Source organism: Stagnihabitans tardus (assembly GCF_009925085.1).
Classification (GTDB): Bacteria; Pseudomonadota; Alphaproteobacteria; order Rhodobacterales; family Rhodobacteraceae; genus Stagnihabitans; species Stagnihabitans tardus.
Map to the genome: position 1 here is coordinate 67,323 of NZ_JAABNR010000010.1, position 15,486 is coordinate 82,808.

A 15,486-nucleotide genomic window follows, 5' to 3' on the forward strand; every position below is an offset into this window, starting at 1 on the left:
TGGGCCCCGGGGAGCCACAGCCCGCCCCGCGGGAGGAGACCCCATGTCCGCCGTTCAATTCCAGGCCGTCTCGCGGCATTTCCCCTCGTCCCGTGGCCTGGTGCGCGCCGTGGATGGCGTGGACCTGACGATCCGCGAAGGCTCCTTCTTCGCCATGCTGGGGCCCTCGGGGTCCGGCAAGACGACTTGCCTGCGCCTGATCTCGGGCTTTGAGACGCCCACCTCCGGCGCCATCCGCATCTTCGGCGAGGATGTCAGCCAGACCCCGCCCCATCTGCGCAACGTGAACACGGTCTTCCAGGATTACGCCCTGTTTCCGCACCTGAACGTGCGCGATAACGTGGCTTACGGCTTGATGGTCAAGGGCGTCGGGCGGAGCGAACGCTACAAATCCGCCGAAGAGATGCTGGCCCTGGTGAAGCTCGACGGCTACGGCGACCGCAAGCCCGGCCAGCTTTCGGGCGGGCAAAGGCAGCGCGTGGCCCTGGCCCGGGCCCTGGTGAACAAGCCCCGGGTGCTGCTTCTGGACGAGCCGCTCGGCGCCTTGGACCTGAAGCTCCGCGAGGCGATGCAGGACGAGCTGAAGGCCCTGCAGCACCGGCTTGGCATCACCTTCGTCTTCGTGACCCATGACCAGCACGAGGCCCTGTCCATGGCCGACAGCCTCGCCGTCTTTTCCGAGGGCAAGATCGCGCAGATCGGCACGCCCGAGGAGGTCTATACCCGCCCCCGTTCCCGCTTCGTGGCCGATTTCGTGGGGTCCTCGAACGTCCTGCCCCCGGCCCTGACAAGGGCGCTGGGCGGCCCCGAGGCCTGGGCCTCGCTGCGCCCCGAGGTCACCGGCCTGGCCCCCCCGGGCGCCGTGCGCGGGCCCGTAACAGCGCTGCGCTATCAAGGCGCGGGAACGCGGGTCGTGATCGACCTCCAGGGCAGCGAAGTCGCGGCCCTCATCCCGGCGGGCGCCCCCTTGCCCGAGCCCGGCCAGGAGGTCTCCATCGCCTTCGCCCCCGCTGCCCTGCATGTGATGGAGGGGCAATGATGCAAGCCCCCCAGGCCCGGCGCTCCAGCCCCCTCCCAGCCCAGCCACCGGCCGGGCGGTCATCGGGGAAGCCCTCCAATGGATGTCCGACCCCTCATCCTCCCCGGAGTATTTGGGCCAAATTGAAAGCCGCAAGGTCAGGCTCCGCAAGGGGCCGCGCAGTCCTTGTCCCCGCGTGCCGCAGCCTATACTTCGTCGCGCCATCAAGGGGCAGAGTTGAAACCTCCCGCCTCGCTCCCGCCGCCTTTGGCTTTCAATTTGGCCCAAATATCTCCGGGGGGGATAGGGGGACGGCGCCCCCCTGGGTGGGCGTGGAGGGCACGGCATGACGGCTGTTCTGCCTTCGCGCGGGGTCGCAGATCGGCTGACCGGGCTCTTCTGGCGCCATCCGGGGGTGCTGACCGCGCTTCTCCTCAGCCCGCCCTTCCTGTGGCTCGTCGTCGTCTACCTGGGCTCCCTGGCCGCTTTGCTGTTGCAGAGCTTCTACTCCATCGACGATTTCTCGGGCCTGATCGTGCCCGAGTTCACGCTTACGACCCTGGGGCGGCTCTTGAAACCCTCGAACCTCAGCGTGATCTGGCGGACGCTGATGATGGCCTCGGCGGTGTCCTTGGCCTCGATCCTGGTGGCCTTTCCCATCGCCTGGTATGCGGCGCGCTTTGCCAAGGGGCGGTGGAAGGCGGTCTTCTACCTGGGCGTCATGCTGCCCTTGTGGTCCTCTTACCTGGTCAAGGTCTATGCCTGGAAGCTGATCCTCGCCAAGGAGGGCATCGTCAGCTGGGCCGCCGAGGCCACCCATACGACCCCGGTCCTCGATGCCGTCCTGTCCTTGCCCGTCATCGGGGGGAACTCGCTCTCCACCTCCTACCTCGGCATGTTCCTGGTCTTTCTCTATGTCTGGCTGCCCTACATGATCCTGCCCCTGCAAGCGGCACTGGAACGCGTGCCGCAGAGCCTGTTGGAGGCCTCCTCCGACCTGGGCGCCACCCGGGCGCAGACGTTCCGCACCGTGGTCCTGCCCCTGGCCATGCCGGGGATGATCGCGGGGTCGATCTTCACCTTCTCCTTGACCCTGGGCGATTACATCATCCCCCAGATCATCGGCAATTCGGCCAGCTTCATCGGCATGGCGGTCTATCAGCTGCAGGGCACGGCCGGAGACATCCCCCTCGCCGCCGCCTTCGCCCTGGTGCCCATCCTGATCATGCTGGTCTATCTCGCCATCGCCCGCCGGATGGGAGCCTTCGATGCACTCTGACCGCGCCTCCTGGGGGCTGAAGATCACCGCGGGGCTCGGGCTCTTGTTCCTGCACCTGCCCATCCTTTTGATCTTCCTCTACGCCTTCACCACCGAAGAGCGCTCTTACGCCTTCCCGCCCCCCGGCCTGACGCTGCAATGGTTCGCCGTGGCCTGGGAGCGGCAGGACATCTGGGACGCCATGGCCCTGTCGCTGAAGGTCGCGGCCTGGGCCACGGCCCTGGCCATGATCCTCGGCACGCTTGCGGCTGGCGCCATGAGCGGGGCGCGGTTCTTTGGCCGCGACCAGGTGACGCTCCTGGTCCTTTTGCCCATCGCCCTGCCGGGGATCGTCACCGGGCTTGCGCTGCGGTCGGCCTTTGGCGAGATGGGGATGGCCTTTTCCACCCTGACCATCGTTCTGGGCCATGCGACCTTCTGCATCGTCATCGTCTATAACAATGCCGTCGCCCGAATGCGCAGGCTGTCGGGCGCCATCCTCGAGGCCTCGGCCGACCTGGGCGCCAATTCCTTCCAGACCTTCCGCCATATCCTTCTGCCCAACCTCGGCTCGGCGCTTCTGGCGGGGGGCATGCTGGCCTTTGCCTTGTCTTTCGACGAGGTCATCGTCACGACCTTTACCGCAGGCCAGCAGTCCACCATCCCGATCTGGATGCTGGAAGAGCTGATCCGCCCGCATCAGCGCCCGGTGACCAATGTCGTCGCCATGGTGGTCTTTGCGGCGACCGTCCTGCCCATTCTCCTGGCCTTTTACCTGACGCGGGGCGGGTCCGAGACTGCGGGCGGAGGCAAGTAGGCCTAAAGCCGCAAGGCGATGGCGCGCTCCAGCGTCTCGGGCTTGTTGGCCAGGGGGGCGCTGCGCGGGAAGACCCGCGCCCAATCGGCCGGGGGCGCCGTCTCGGGCAGGCGCGAGAGGATCGCGGGGGCGGCGGCAAAGAAGGGAATGTTCATCGGCAAGGCGGCCAGCTCGGCGGCCAGGTCGCGCGCCAGGGCAGGGCGGGCGAAGAGCGCGGCGAGATACAAAAGCGCCATCCGTGCCTCGGCGCCTTGCAGGGTCTTGCGGTCAAGCACCAGGGCCTCGATCTCCAAGGGAGGGCTCTGCCGCTTCCAGGCTTGCAGGAACCGCCCGGCCATCGTGTCCATCTGCGCGGGCGGGGTGGGCAGGGGGCGGGTCAGGCCATGAGCCGCGAAGGCCCGGGTCAGGGTCGCCAAGGTCGCCATGGCCTGAGGCTTGCCGATCTCGATGTGATCCAGCGTCGGCACGGTCAGGCGGTGCATCGCGCCATCTTCGGGCGACCAGCGGCGTTTGAACGTGTTCAACAGCCGCAGCCGCTCCAGGTCTTCGCAGGCGAGGAGCAGGGTTTCGGGATTGGCGCCGGGCCTCGGCGCCCAGGGCCGGGTATCGGGCCGGGGCAGGCGGTGGACGGGCCAGGCGTCCAAGAGCACGAGGCGCGGGGCAAGCTCTGGCGCCAGCTCCCGCGCCGTGGCCCAGGACAGGAAGCCGCCCAGCGAATAGCCCGCCATCAGAGCGGGTTCGGGCGCCTTGCCGCCACGGATCGCCTGGGCCAGGGCAAGGACCGCCCTTTGCCAGTTGTCGCCGTCGATCGTGCGACCCTGGGAAAAGCGGGCATCACAGGCCCAAAGCGCATGGTCGGGGAAGTTTCCCGCCGCGACCCAGGTCTCGGCCCCCGCCCCGCCCACCAGGCCCGGCGGGATCAGCGCCACCTGGGCGCCCGGCGTGATCTGGCGGAAGTCCAGCTCCACCCCCTCCGCCCGGCCCGTGACCGGCACGGAGGCCACCTGCGGCCCCAGTTGCCGCAAGAGCTCGCGCAGCGTGGCGCGGGCGACAAAGGCCTCGACATCCAGCCGCTGACCAAACAGGCGCTGGATTTCAAGTTGCAGGTCCATCAGCAAGAGGCTGTCCCCGCCAAGCGAGAAGAAATCGGCCTCCATCCCGACCGAGGGCAGCTTCAGGATACGGGCGACGAGGGCGGCCAGACCCTCGGCCGAGGCAGCGGCAGGCGTGGCCAGCGGCTCCAGCCCCGCCAGGAGCGCCTTGCGGTCGGTCTTGCCCCCTGGAAGCAGCGGCAGGCTTTCCTGCCACTGGAACTGGCCCGGGATCATGTGCGGCGGCAAGAGGCGGGAGAGGGCGCCGCGCGGGTCGGGATGGGTGCCGGTCACGAAGGCCACCAGGGGATTGCCATGCGCCCCCTCCCGGACCGCCACGGCCACGGGGCCAAGTCCGGGCAGGCCGCCCAAGTGGCTCTCGATCTCGTCCAGGGACACCCTTTGGCCGTTGATCTTGACCACCCGGTCCTGGCGGCCCAGGACCTCGAGGTCTCCCGAAGCCGTCAGCCGCGCCACATCGCCCGTCGCATAAAGCCCGCCCGCAAAGCGGCTGGTGTCGATCCGGCCCTCTTGCCAGTCGCCCAGGGCGTGGAAGCCGGACTTGATGACCAGTTCGCCCGCATCCCCCGGCCCCTCTTGCCCGCGCAGGGTGAAAGAGGACAGGGGATAGATCCGCCCGATGGGCACCGTTCCCGGTGCCAGGTCCTGCCCAAGGTCGGTCCAGATGAAAAGCGCGCTTTCCGTGCTGCCATAGACGTTCTGGATCAGCGCAGCAGGCGCCACGCGCCGTGCAAGGTCCAGGTCCGAGGTCAGGAAGGGCTCGCCCGAAAAGCGCAGGCCCTGCAACAGGCCCAAGGCCGCCGCGCCCTCGGGCTGGCTGGCGGCCAGGCGAAAGAGCGAGGGGGTGAAGCGGACATGCCGCACGCCCTGGGTCTGGATCGCGGCGAAAAGCCCGGCCAGACCCTCGGTCTTGACATCCACCAGGCAAAGCGCCCCTCCGGCCAGCAGGAAGACCAGGGCGTGATGCAGGAAGCCGTAATTCGCATGGCTGCCCGCGATCAGCACCCGGTCCCCCTCCGTGACCCGCATCAGCCCTTGCGAGGCGCGCAGCTTCGCCTGCAAGGTCCGGGCGGCATAGGCGATGATCTTGGGCTCTCCGGTCGAGCCCGAGGTCGGGAACAGCAGCGCGGGCGCCTCGGGTCCAAGGCCGGGATCGGGGGCAGGGCCGGTTCCCGGACGGCCCGAGGGGGTCAGCGTGGCGATGCCCGCACCGGCCAGCGGAAGGTCGTGCAACAGAACCTGCGCCCCCGCCCGCTGGATCAGCATGAGGTTGCGCGCCTCGGGATTGCCGGGCTCCAGCAGAAGCAGCGGCCGCCCCGCCCAGGCGCAGGCGAACCAGGCCGCCACCGACAGGGGGCTGGCCTGCATCAGGACCGCGACCGGCCCCGGCGGAGCCTGCACCGCGCGCAGCTCCTCGGCCAGGCCCTTGACCAGCCGAAAGAGCTGGCCGAACCGCGTGACCTTGCCGCCCTGGATCAGCGCGACGGCATCCGGCTGCGCCTTGGCCACCTCGCGCAGCGCCCGGACCAGGCCCTGGTTCAAGAGCCGCGCTTCGGGCGCCGGAAAGCCCGAGGTGATCCAGGTCTCGGGCGGCGTCATGCCCGCAGCCGGGCCTTTTCTTCCGCCGGGAAGGGGGCCGGGTGGATCCCGTCGAAGAGGCTCAGGCGCAGGGGCAGGCCCTGGGGCATCTCGCGGTCCCAGGTCAGCGGTGTGACGAAGGCGGGCTTGACCGCCCCGCCGGCCAGGCGAAAGGTGACGGCGCCGTTCTGCACCCTGATGGCGCCGCCGGGGAAGGGGCGGAAGGACAGGCAGGCCGGGTGGCCGATCTGGCGGCAGAAGAAGCCGCCCGCCTCGGCCACGATGGCGCGCACCTCGGCTCCCCAGACCGCCTCGGCGCGTTCATAGGTGGCGATCTTCAGGCTGGCCTCCTCGACCGAACAGGACCGGCCGAGGAATCGCTCGACGATGCCATGTTCGGCCTCCGAGATGCCGGGCTTGGGCAGGACCTCGACCCTGGCCATATGGGCGGAGAAATCGCCCAGCTCGGCCTGGTTCAGCACCCAGACATGATCCTGCGCCCCAAGCCTTTCGATCATCCGCCGCAGATGGGCGACATAGGCATTGGTCTTTTCATAGGGGATGGCGTTGGTGTGAAAGGCGACGCCGTTGTTGATGACGATGGCAAAGCGCAGACCCGGCGCATGGATCAGGTCCAGCCGCGCCTTCAACCGGGCGACCTGCCACAGAAGCATCAATTCGGTCTGGTCGGGGGCGAAAGTATGGGCCAGCGCCCCACCCCTGACATTGGTGCGGTAGCCGCCGTGAAACAGGAAATAGATCGGCAGGGGCTGATCCGCCGCAATCAGGCGACCAAAGGTCTCCAGCAGGTCCGGGGCCAGGTGGGCGGTCTTGCCCTTGGACTGGTAGTTGAACTCGTGGTGTTGCAACAGCGCGAGGATCGCTGCGGGATCGGCCTTGGTCATGGCGCTGGCGGGCCTGGCAAAGATCGCCCGCATGTCGGCGATCCGGGCATCGAGCCAAGACTGCAAGAGATCGCGCTGAGGGGACGGGGGGGCGTCCTCGGCCGGGTTCAGCTCTGGCAGGACGCTCACGCCGGGCATGTGAAACTCTCCGTTGCGGCGGCGGCGCCAAGAGCCCGCCGCCAAATGAGCGATGCCGAATACCATCGCGCTTCGGGCCGAAGATTGCGACAGAATCGGACCGGAATGCAACTGTGCTTTGCCCCGGGGCAGGGCCCCTGGAAGGATTCGCCTGCGCCTTCAGCAGATGCGGGGCAATTGTTCTCCGACCAGCATGTCGACCCGCCGCGCGCCGCCAAAGCGGGTGCGCATCGAGACCTGGCCCGCGGGGCCTGGTTTGACCTGGCCGATGACGACGGCGCCCTCACCCTCGGGCAGGGAACGCATGGCTTCCAGGATGGCGGGGGCCGAGGCCCCGGGGCAGAAGAGCACCAGTCGGCCCTCGTTGGCGAGATAGAGCGGGTCGAGCCCCAGGATCTCGCAGACGCCCACGACCTCGGGGCGCAGGGGCAGAAGCGCCTCGTCGATCTCGACCGCGACGCCCGCCTCGGTCGCCAGCTCATTCAGCGCCGAGGCGAGGCCGCCCCGCGTGCAGTCGCGGGCGGCATGGAGGGGCGCTGCCGCCAGCGCCGCCTGCATCAGGGCGCCAAGGCTGGCGCAATCGGACTGGATGTCGGTCGAAAGCGCCAGGTCGCCCCGCGCGGCCAGGATCGTGGCGCCGTGGTCGCCCAAGACGCCGTTGACGATGACGGCATCGCCGGGCTGGATATGGGCCGCGCCGATGTCGCAGCCCGGGGGGATGACGCCGATGCCCGAGGTGGTGACGAAGACCCCGTCGCCCTTGCCGCGCTCGACGACCTTGGTGTCGCCGGTGACGATGCGGACGCCCGCGCTTTGCGCCTCGGCGGCCATGGTGGCGGCGATGCGGCGCAACAGGGCGATCTCGCAGCCCTCTTCGATGATGAAGGCGGCCGAAAGCCAGAGCGGCCGTGCCCCGCCCACCGCCAGGTCATTGACCGTGCCGCAGACCGCCAGCTTGCCGATATCGCCGCCGGGGAACTCCAAAGGCGTCACGACGAAGCTGTCGGTGGTGAAGGCCAGCCGCGCGCCGGGCTCTTGCAAGGCCGCCGCCATCAGCCGCGCCTGGTCCTCCGAGCTTTCGGGCTGGAAGACCGAGGTGAAGACCGCCTCGATCAGCTCCTTCATCGCCCGCCCGCCGCCGCCATGGGCCATGGTCACATGGGTATCGCGCATCTTGTCTCTTTCAATTTGGCCCAAATATCTCCGGGGTGCGGGGCATAGCCCCGCTACTCCGCCGCCACCCGCGACCCGTATTGCCAATAGGCCGCACAGGCCCCCTCGGACGAGACCATCAAGGCCCCCAAGGGCATTTCGGGCGAGCAGCCCTTGCCGAACTGCGGGCACTGGGTCGGTTTCAGCTTGCCCACCATGACCTTGCCGCATTCGCAGCCCGCGATTTCCGGCACCGGGGCGCGGGTCCTGGCATAGCCGATGCCGAATTTCTCCTCGGCATCGAAGGCGCGGTATTTCGGCCTGATCCGCAGGCCGGAGGCGTCGATCTCGCCCAGGCCCCGCCATTCGAAAGAGGGGCGTTTCTCATAGACATCGTCGATAGCGGCAAGGCTCACTGGGTTGCCATGCTCGGGCACCACCCGGCCATATTGGTTTTCCACCGCCGCCCGGCCCTCGGCGACCTGGGTCAGGATCATCAGGATGGACTGCAAGAGGTCCGTGGGCTCGAACCCCGCCACGACGATGGGCTTGCCATAGTCGCGGGCAATGAAATCATAGGGATGCACGCCGATGACCATGGACACATGGCCCGGCCCGATGAAGCCGTCCAGCACCATGTCCGGGTCGTCCAAGAGCGCCTTGATCGGCTCGGGCACCGTGATGTGGTTGCAAAAGACGCTGAAATTCCGCAAGCCCTCGCGCGCGGCCTGCTGAACCGAAAGCGCGGTCGAGGGCGTCGTGGTCTCGAACCCCAGGCCGAAAAACACCACCTCCCGCTCGGGGTTCCTGCGCGCCAGCTCCAGCGCGTCCAGCGGCGAATAGACCATCCGCACATCGGCGCCCCCGGCCTTGGCCTGCATGAGGCTCTTTCTGTGCCCCGGCACCCGCATCGCATCGCCGAAGGTGGTGAAGATCACCCCGGGCCTCTCGGCGATCTCGACACATTCATCCACCCGCGCCATGGGCAGGACGCAGACCGGGCAGCCGGGGCCGTGGATGAACTCGATCCCCTCATGGACCAGCTTGTCGAGGCCATAGCGGAAGATCGAATGGGTATGGCCGCCGCAGATCTCCATGATGTGGAGCGGTTTGGCCCTGGAGGCCCCAAGGGCATCGGCCTTGTCCGCGATGGCGGACAAGAGCGCGCGGGCCAGGGCGGGGTCGCGGAATTCGCTGGCGAATTTCATGGGGCAGCCTCCAAGGCCAGGTCGGCGGCCCGCATCTGCTCCACCGCCTCCTGCGCCTCGCCGAGGTCGCGGAGCGCCTCCAGCGTGCGGGCGGCCTCGTCTTCGTCGATCAGCGCCATGGCAAAGCCCACATGGATCAAGGCCCATTTGCCGATCGGGTCCTCACCTGCCACGCAGGCGACGTTGACCGCGCGCCTCACGCCCGAGACCTCGGCCATGGCCATAAGCGAGGCCTTATCCACCCAGGCGATGATCCGCCCCGGAATCCCCAGACACATCAGTCTTCCTCCTCTTCCGAGACCCGGCCCGATGGGTCGTGAATGCCGTAACGGTCAAGTTTCGCCCGCAGTCCGACGCGCGACAGGCCCAGCTCCGCCGCGGCCCGGCTCTTGTTCCAGCGGTGCCGCGTCAGGGTCTCACGCAGGATCCGCATCTCGATCAGCTCGACCCGGTCCTTCAGCGTGCCATCGGCGGTCAGAACCCCCTCGGCGGAGCGGTCGGCCCCGCTGTCGCTGGGCGGCGCCTGCAGGATCGGCCTGGAAATCAGCTCGGCCCCGAGCAGGGGGCTTTGCGCAAAGACCAGCATCCGCGTGACCTCGGCGGTCAGCTCGCGCAGGTTGCCGGGCCAGTCGTAGCCTTCAAGGAACTCCAGCGCGGCGGGGGTGAAGCCATGGGCCGCCTTGCCATGGCGGGCGGAGAGTTCCCCCAGGAAATGCTGCGCCAAAAGCGCCACATCGCCGCGCCGGGCGCGCAAGGGCGGCAGGGGCAGTTCCGCCACGGCCAGGGCATAGTAAAGATCGGGGCGGAAGGCGCCCTCGGCCACGCGCCGCGCCAGGTCCGCGCCTGCCCCCAAGATCAGCCGCAGGTTGGTCGTCAGGACCTCTTGCCCGCCCACCGGAGAGAAACTGCCCTCCTCGACCAGCCGCCACAGCGCCAGTTGCAGGCTGGGGGAGGCGTGCTCGACCCCATCGAGGAACAGCGTCCCCCGGTCGGCCTTTTGCACCAGGCCGATCTTGCCGACGCCGCCCGCCAGGATGCCCCGCTTGGCGCCGAAAAGCTCCAGCGCCGCAAGGTCTTCGGGCAGGCCCGCCAGGTTCAGCCCCTGGACCGGCTTGTCCGACCGCAAGGAGCCATAATGGATCGCCCGCGCCAGCCGCGCCTTGCCGGTGCCGGGTTCCCCCGTGATCAGGACCGGCACGTCGAAGGTCGCATAGCGCCGGGCGGCCTCGACCACGGCATTCATCGGCGAGCCCGGGGCGCGCAGGATGGTCTGAAAGCCCATGCCCTCGATGAGCGCCTGGCGCTTGCGGTCCAGCTTGCCCTGGGCGGTCGAGGCGAGGAAGCGCATCTCGAGCGCCATGCGCTCGTTGTCGCGGGCGAGCTGGAACAGCCGCGCGCCGTTGCGGGCGGCCATCAGAAGCTGGTCGGGATGCCAGGGCTTGGTCAGGAACTGATGGATCCCCGCCTCGTTGATCGCCTGGGCCATGGCGGCGGCATCGGTATAGCCGGTGATGATCACCCGCACGACCTCGGGCCAGCGTTCGCGCACCTCGGTCAGGAAATCGACCCCGGTGCGCCCCGGCATCCTCTGGTCGCAGATCACGACCTGGACCCAATCCTCCTCCATCCGCTTCAAGGCGCCCTCGACATCGCCCGCCGTCAGGCAGTCAAACTCGTCCTCCAGCGCCATGCGCATGGCCGAAAGCGAATGCGGTTCGTCATCGACGAGGAGAAGGGCGGGGCGGCTCACGGGTGATCCCCCATCTGCGCCTTCAACCAGGCGAGCCAGGCCGCCATGCCTTCGCCGGTGCGGGAGGACAGCTTCAGGATCTCGATCTGCGGGTTCACCCGGCGCAGATTGGCCTCATAAAGGTCAAGGTCGACGTCGCAATGCGGGGCGAGGTCGACCTTGGTCAGGATGGCGAGGCGCGAGGCGGTGAACATGTCGGGATATTTCAGCGGCTTGTCCTCGCCCTCGGTCACCGAGAGGATGGCGACCTTGGCGAATTCGCCCAGGTCGAAGCCCGCCGGGCAGACCAGGTTGCCGACGTTTTCGATGAAGAGGATCGAGTCAGGCCGGGGCCGCAAAGTGTCGATGGCGCGGCCCACCATCTCGGCATCGAGATGGCAGCCCTTGCCGGTGTTGATCTGAAGCGCGCGGGCTCCGGTGGCGCGGATGCGCTCGGCGTCGTTGCTGGTCTGCTGGTCGCCCTCGATCACCGCCAGGGGCGTGTCGCCCAGGGCTTCGATCGTCTTGCACAGAAGCGTCGTCTTGCCCGAGCCTGGCGAGGAGACCAGGTTCAGGGCCAGCACGTTCAGCGCGGAGAGCACCCGGCGGTTGCCCTCGGCGAGCGCGTCGTTCTTCGACAGGACAGCGGTTTCGACCTCGATCAGCCGGGCCTGGCTCAGCCCCGGGACCGAGACGCCCGCCGGGCCCTGGCCGTAGTGGTGGTGGTCGGGCTTCGGCGCGATGTTCGAGGCAAGCACATTGGCGAAGGGCGCCGTCGCGGATTTGGCCGCAGGCTTGGCGTCGAAGACGGGCACATCATGGCAGCCGCAGACGGTACACATTCACAGAACCTCCATATCCTTGATCCGCATCTCATCCCCGCCCTGGGGCAAAAGCTTGCCGCCGCCACAAAGCGGGCAGGGGTCCAGCCGGTCGGCGATCTCGACCGTCGTGCCGCAGTCGAAACACAAGGCCTGTCCGGGCAGGTCGATGATCTCCAACTCGGCCTCCTCCGCCGGGGAGCCGCGCATGGCGACATCCCAGGCAAAGCTCAGCGCGGGCTTCTCGACGCCCGCGAACCGCCCGACCTCCAGACGCAGCCTGGTCACGCGGGTGAAGCCATGGGCGGCGGCCTGGTCGATCACGATGGACCTTATGCCCTCGACGAGGCTCATTTCATGCATTCTCGGCCTCCCGGATCGTCACGGCCATACAGGGATCGTGAAGCGCCAGGACCAGCGGCGCAAGGGGGCGCCGGGTGGTGGAAAGCGCGATTTCCAGCGCGCCGCCCGGGGCCATCAGGTGATCGGTCGGCGTGCGGCGGGTCAGGCCGGTGATGCGGCCCCCTTCGGTGGTGACCCGCAGCGCATAGGCCCCGCGTGAGGCCTGGACGGTGGCGATGCCCTCTTCGCAAAAGTCGGGGGGCAGGGCGCCGAGGCGCGCGGCCTCGAGATCGGCCATGAGCCCGATCAGCCGCCAGAAGGGCGAGCGGCCCTCGGCGGCCTCCAGCGCCTGCATGAGGGGGTGATGGGCCTGCCGCCCGGCGGGGGAGTTCTCGAAAGGGTGGTCGGTCAGGGCCTCGCGGCCCTTGGGGAAGGGCAGGGGCGGGGTCAAGGCCTCGCCCTCGTGGAAGGCCAGGGCCAGGGCGCGGGCGAGTTCCGCCAGGGGCAGGTCGGCGGCCAGGAATCGGGCGAGGTCGTCACGGGTTTGGGGGAAAGCACCGCCCCAGAGCGCCGGTGAGGCGGGCGGCGGCGGCAGGGGCCGCAGGTCCAGCGCCGCGCGCAGGGTAACGAAGAGGCGCGAGAGATGCAGGCGGATTACCTCGGCGCCGGTGTCGGGCAGGGGGGCCAGGCGAAGTGAGAGGCGGGCGGCCTGTTCCTGCGCCATGGGGCACAGGTTGAACAGCCGGGGGAGAAGGGCTGCGGCCTCCTCCGGCGTCCTGCCCGACAGGAGCCGGTCCAGCGGCAGGGCAGGCGGCAGATGGACACGGGCGCGGCCCGGTGAGAGCCAGACCTCGGCCCCCAGCGGCGCGCCGCCCCGGCCCCGGGCTTGACCCGGGGCCGGGGCGGCCAAATGCGCGTGGTCGGCGGTCACCCCTGGCCCCCGGTCAAAAGCGCGCGGCGGGTGGGGGCGATCAGCGTCGGCACCTCGGGCGGGCTGGGCTCGGCCTCGTCTTGCGCCACTTCGGTCAGGCTGCCCTCAGCCCGGGCGCGGATTTCGGCGCTGCGGTCGGTCTCGGCGCGGTTTTCGGACTTCATCAGCTCGGACATCACCGCATGGGCGACCTCGACCGCCTGAAGCTGCGAGGTGAAATCCCCCATCGGCGAAAACAGCGCGCAGGCGAGGTAGTCGCCGGTCTGCTCGCGGGTGTTGAAGATGAACTCGTAAGCGCCCGAGGGGAAGGTCAGGGTCAGCTTCTCGCCGGGTTTCAGCGCCAGGGGCTGATCGGGGATCAGGACCAGGTTCATGAACCAGGGCGCGATGAGCACGCCCAGGGTGCCGGGAAGCTCCGGGGCCTCATGCCGACGGAAGCCCACGGCCTGGACATGCAGCGCTTGGTTCACCATGGGCAGGTCGCGCATCTTTGCGTGGAAGATCTCGGTGAAATCGGCCACGAGCGCGCGGGTTTGCGCCTCGATGCGGGCCTCTTCGGCATTGCCGGGGTCCTCGCGGACCAGGAACTGCGCCTTGGGGGCGTTGCACCCCGGGCAGGACCAGTCGTCGGGCAGGGCGAGGAAGGGCGTGCCGGGCAGGACCTGGCGGCTGTCGTCGCCCTCGGAGGGGTCATAGGGCGTCCAGCAGATCTTGCATTCCATGATGGCGCGGGGCGAGATCTTGTCGGATGCGCCGAGGTAGCTGCCTTCGAAACTGGTCATTTGATGGCCTCGATCACGTCCAGGATGCGGGCGGCGCTGTCATTCAGGTCCTCCAGCGCGGCAAGGGCGGTTTCGGGCGTGTCGGTGATCTCGAATGTATCCAGGATCAGCGTGTCCATCGAGTTGTAGAACTGCACGCGCCAGAGATGCGGCAGGGAAAGCGCCGTGATCCGGCAATTGCCATAGCCGCGCGAGAGGAGGGTCAGGGCGCCTTCTCCCAGGGCTTCGGAGAGGTAGTCGAGGTCCTCGGGCGTATGGGGCAGAAGCGTCAGGTTCACCACATGCAGGCCGCCCGGCTTGTGGCGGGCCGAGCGGTCGATGAGCTCTGCCAGGATCGAGGGGCCATTGGCCAGGCCCGGCAGGCGCTTGGCGAGCACCCCTACGGCGGGCTTGTGCGGGATATGGGCGCGGGAAAGCGCGAGGCGCGGCAGCGGCGCGACCTCGACCCGGTCGATGGCGGGTGTCGTGGGCGTGGCAGCGGCCACCAGCATCCAGACCCCCGCGAAGACGCTTTCCTGCACCAGGATCGCGGGCAACCCGCGCAGCTTCATCGAGACCTCGCCCGAGCCGAGCGCATCGGCCATGATCCGGCGGGCGGGGGGCGAGAGGGGGGAGAGGTCGAACTCCGCCCCCGGGCCGCCCTGGGCCGCGATGGCGCAGGCGGCGGAGATTTCGGCCAGCAGGGCCAGGGCCTCGGCCATGCCCTCTTCGGCGACTTCGGGGATATGGGGGGAATAGGTCCGCATGCCCGACGGCATGGGCATGTATTGCAGCTCGCCCTCGGGGTCGGGTTGGCTGCCGGGGCCGAAGCCCGTGGGGGGGAGGGTAAAGGGGGTCATGCGCGGGATCCCAGGAGGAAGGTGATGCGGCCAAGGTAATCGGACCAGTCGCGGACCTTTTCGATGGCGCCGAGATATTGGCCCTCGCGGAAGAAGAGGAAGCCCGGGGTTTTCAGGGCGCGGGTTTCCTCGCGCAGGCGGGCCTCGATGGCGTCATCCACGACGGCGCAGTCGAAGGCGCGCTGGAAGGCGATGACGAGCTCGGGGAGGATGACGGCGGCGTCCAGGGTTTCCAGGTTGCGGCGCGGATCGCCGGGGACGAAGAGGCAATGCGCCCCGGGCCTTTGGGTGAACTCTGCGATGTCATGGGCAGAGTGCAGGCGGGGATAGCCGAATTCGGTCTCCAGCCTGGCGATGAGGGGATGGGTGGCGCTGGCCTTGGGGAGCGTGTCGGGGGCGAGGTCATGCATCAGGCGGTCTCCTGTCCGGCGGCGAGGGCCGCTTGCAGATGGGGGGGGAGCTCAGGCGGGCGGTCGAGATCGGCAAAGGCTGCGGCGCCGGTGCCGCCCGCCATGATGTCGGCGAGGCCCTGGAGCGCATCGGCGATCAGGGCGGCCTGGGCCTCGGTGATGACCTCACGCGAGGTGCCGAGGAAGGTGAGGAGCCAGTCGCCGGGAAGCGCCTCGGGGGTGAGGGTCAGGTCGATGGCCTCGCCGGTCTCGGTCAGGCCGAGGATGCCCTGGACGGAGGCGAGGCGATGGGGGATGCCGAGGCACATCAGCGGGGTCCTTTCGGGCTCTGCCGACTGCGCCGGGGGGATTGGGCGAGGGGGCGGGGCCCTGCCGACTTTGGGTTGCGGCCCTGCCGACTGCGCCGTGGCGCTGGGGCGATGGAGTTGGGCCCTGCCGACTGCGAG

At 68.9% G+C, this 15,486-nt stretch carries 16 protein-coding genes; 3 read left to right on the forward strand and 13 right to left on the reverse strand.

All coding sequences use genetic code 11. From position 1 onward, the window contains the following. Nucleotides 1–43: 43 nt before the first annotated feature. The 3 genes from GV832_RS11790 to GV832_RS11800 all read left to right on the forward strand — a co-directional run bounded on the left by GV832_RS11790 (nt 44) and on the right by GV832_RS11800 (nt 3,093). The gene (locus GV832_RS11790) at nt 44–1,039 is read left to right on the forward strand and encodes an ABC transporter ATP-binding protein (protein WP_168775070.1); all 996 of its coding nucleotides are present in this window, start codon (nt 44–46) and stop codon (nt 1,037–1,039) included. A gap of 325 nt (nt 1,040–1,364) precedes the next feature. Further along, nucleotides 1,365–2,297, forward strand: a complete 933-nt coding sequence (locus tag GV832_RS11795; protein WP_168775071.1) for an ABC transporter permease — start codon at nt 1,365–1,367, stop codon at nt 2,295–2,297. Next, the gene (locus GV832_RS11800) at nt 2,287–3,093 is read left to right on the forward strand and encodes an ABC transporter permease (RefSeq protein ID WP_168775072.1); all 807 of its coding nucleotides are present in this window, start codon (nt 2,287–2,289) and stop codon (nt 3,091–3,093) included. The genes GV832_RS11795 and GV832_RS11800 overlap by 11 nt, the downstream gene beginning before the upstream one ends. A 2-nt stretch (nt 3,094–3,095) precedes the next feature. Here the strand turns inward: GV832_RS11800 and GV832_RS11805 are convergent, their stop codons facing one another. The 13 genes from GV832_RS11805 to GV832_RS11865 form a co-directional block, all read right to left on the reverse strand. Beyond that, nucleotides 3,096–5,804, reverse strand: coding sequence for a non-ribosomal peptide synthetase (locus tag GV832_RS11805; RefSeq protein ID WP_168775073.1), 2,709 nt, complete (start codon nt 5,802–5,804; stop codon nt 3,096–3,098). Beyond that, complete coding sequence (locus tag GV832_RS11810; RefSeq protein ID WP_227754384.1) at nt 5,801–6,892, reverse strand: hypothetical protein; 1,092 nt, start codon at nt 6,890–6,892, stop codon at nt 5,801–5,803. The genes GV832_RS11805 and GV832_RS11810 overlap by 4 nt, the downstream gene beginning before the upstream one ends. Nucleotides 6,893–6,985: 93 nt before the next feature. Then, nucleotides 6,986–7,999, reverse strand: coding sequence for a hydrogenase expression/formation protein HypE (hypE, locus tag GV832_RS11815; RefSeq protein WP_168775075.1), 1,014 nt, complete (start codon nt 7,997–7,999; stop codon nt 6,986–6,988). Nucleotides 8,000–8,052: 53 nt separating this feature from the next. After that, nucleotides 8,053–9,186 carry a hydrogenase formation protein HypD gene (gene hypD, locus GV832_RS11820; protein WP_168775076.1) on the reverse strand — a complete coding sequence of 378 codons (1,134 nt, stop codon included), beginning with the start codon at nt 9,184–9,186 and terminating at the stop codon, nt 8,053–8,055. Beyond that, nucleotides 9,183–9,464 (reverse strand): HypC/HybG/HupF family hydrogenase formation chaperone, encoded by a 282-nt coding sequence (locus GV832_RS11825; protein WP_168775077.1) that lies wholly within the window; start codon nt 9,462–9,464, stop codon nt 9,183–9,185. Before GV832_RS11825 ends, hypD begins: the two co-directional genes overlap by 4 nt. After that, on the reverse strand, nt 9,464–10,936 hold the full coding sequence (locus GV832_RS11830) for a sigma-54-dependent transcriptional regulator (protein ID WP_168775078.1): 1,473 nt from the start codon (nt 10,934–10,936) through the stop codon (nt 9,464–9,466). The genes GV832_RS11825 and GV832_RS11830 overlap by 1 nt, the downstream gene beginning before the upstream one ends. Next, nucleotides 10,933–11,757 carry a hydrogenase nickel incorporation protein HypB gene (gene hypB / locus GV832_RS11835; protein ID WP_168775079.1) on the reverse strand — a complete coding sequence of 275 codons (825 nt, stop codon included), beginning with the start codon at nt 11,755–11,757 and terminating at the stop codon, nt 10,933–10,935. The genes GV832_RS11830 and hypB overlap by 4 nt, the downstream gene beginning before the upstream one ends. Continuing rightward, nucleotides 11,758–12,099, reverse strand: coding sequence for a hydrogenase maturation nickel metallochaperone HypA (hypA, locus tag GV832_RS11840; protein WP_168775080.1), 342 nt, complete (start codon nt 12,097–12,099; stop codon nt 11,758–11,760). Next, nucleotides 12,092–13,009, reverse strand: coding sequence for a HupK protein (locus GV832_RS11845; protein ID WP_168775081.1), 918 nt, complete (start codon nt 13,007–13,009; stop codon nt 12,092–12,094). The genes hypA and GV832_RS11845 overlap by 8 nt, the downstream gene beginning before the upstream one ends. After that, nucleotides 13,006–13,791 (reverse strand): [NiFe]-hydrogenase assembly chaperone HybE, encoded by a 786-nt coding sequence (gene hybE / locus GV832_RS11850; RefSeq protein WP_168775082.1) that lies wholly within the window; start codon nt 13,789–13,791, stop codon nt 13,006–13,008. Before hybE ends, GV832_RS11845 begins: the two co-directional genes overlap by 4 nt. Beyond that, nucleotides 13,788–14,630 carry a hydrogenase expression/formation protein gene (locus tag GV832_RS11855; protein ID WP_168775083.1) on the reverse strand — a complete coding sequence of 281 codons (843 nt, stop codon included), beginning with the start codon at nt 14,628–14,630 and terminating at the stop codon, nt 13,788–13,790. The genes hybE and GV832_RS11855 overlap by 4 nt, the downstream gene beginning before the upstream one ends. Further along, nucleotides 14,627–15,040: a thioredoxin domain-containing protein gene (locus GV832_RS11860; protein ID WP_168775084.1), complete on the reverse strand. Its 414-nt coding sequence runs from the start codon at nt 15,038–15,040 to the stop codon at nt 14,627–14,629. Before GV832_RS11860 ends, GV832_RS11855 begins: the two co-directional genes overlap by 4 nt. After that, nucleotides 15,040–15,348 carry a HypC/HybG/HupF family hydrogenase formation chaperone gene (locus GV832_RS11865; RefSeq protein ID WP_168775085.1) on the reverse strand — a complete coding sequence of 103 codons (309 nt, stop codon included), beginning with the start codon at nt 15,346–15,348 and terminating at the stop codon, nt 15,040–15,042. The genes GV832_RS11860 and GV832_RS11865 overlap by 1 nt, the downstream gene beginning before the upstream one ends. Between the last annotated feature and the right edge of the window lie 138 nt (nt 15,349–15,486).

Bases quoted from the DNA above. Each gene is read 5' to 3' on its own strand.
- GV832_RS11790 (WP_168775070.1), top strand. From the start codon at position 44: ATGTCCGCCGTTCAATTCCAGGCCGTCTCGCGGCATTTCCCCTCGTCC.
- GV832_RS11795 (WP_168775071.1), top strand. From the start codon at position 1,365: ATGACGGCTGTTCTGCCTTCGCGCGGGGTCGCAGATCGGCTGACCGGG.
- GV832_RS11800 (WP_168775072.1), top strand. From the start codon at position 2,287: ATGCACTCTGACCGCGCCTCCTGGGGGCTGAAGATCACCGCGGGGCTC.
- GV832_RS11805 (WP_168775073.1), bottom strand. From the start codon at position 5,804: ATGACGCCGCCCGAGACCTGGATCACCTCGGGCTTTCCGGCGCCCGAA.
- GV832_RS11810 (WP_227754384.1), bottom strand. From the start codon at position 6,892: ATGGTATTCGGCATCGCTCATTTGGCGGCGGGCTCTTGGCGCCGCCGC.
- hypE (WP_168775075.1), bottom strand. From the start codon at position 7,999: ATGCGCGATACCCATGTGACCATGGCCCATGGCGGCGGCGGGCGGGCG.
- hypD (WP_168775076.1), bottom strand. From the start codon at position 9,186: ATGAAATTCGCCAGCGAATTCCGCGACCCCGCCCTGGCCCGCGCGCTC.
- GV832_RS11825 (WP_168775077.1), bottom strand. From the start codon at position 9,464: ATGTGTCTGGGGATTCCGGGGCGGATCATCGCCTGGGTGGATAAGGCC.
- hypB (WP_168775079.1), bottom strand. From the start codon at position 11,757: ATGTGTACCGTCTGCGGCTGCCATGATGTGCCCGTCTTCGACGCCAAG.
- hypA (WP_168775080.1), bottom strand. From the start codon at position 12,099: ATGCATGAAATGAGCCTCGTCGAGGGCATAAGGTCCATCGTGATCGAC.
- hybE (WP_168775082.1), bottom strand. From the start codon at position 13,791: ATGACCAGTTTCGAAGGCAGCTACCTCGGCGCATCCGACAAGATCTCG.
- GV832_RS11855 (WP_168775083.1), bottom strand. From the start codon at position 14,630: ATGACCCCCTTTACCCTCCCCCCCACGGGCTTCGGCCCCGGCAGCCAA.
- GV832_RS11860 (WP_168775084.1), bottom strand. From the start codon at position 15,040: ATGCATGACCTCGCCCCCGACACGCTCCCCAAGGCCAGCGCCACCCAT.
- GV832_RS11865 (WP_168775085.1), bottom strand. From the start codon at position 15,348: ATGTGCCTCGGCATCCCCCATCGCCTCGCCTCCGTCCAGGGCATCCTC.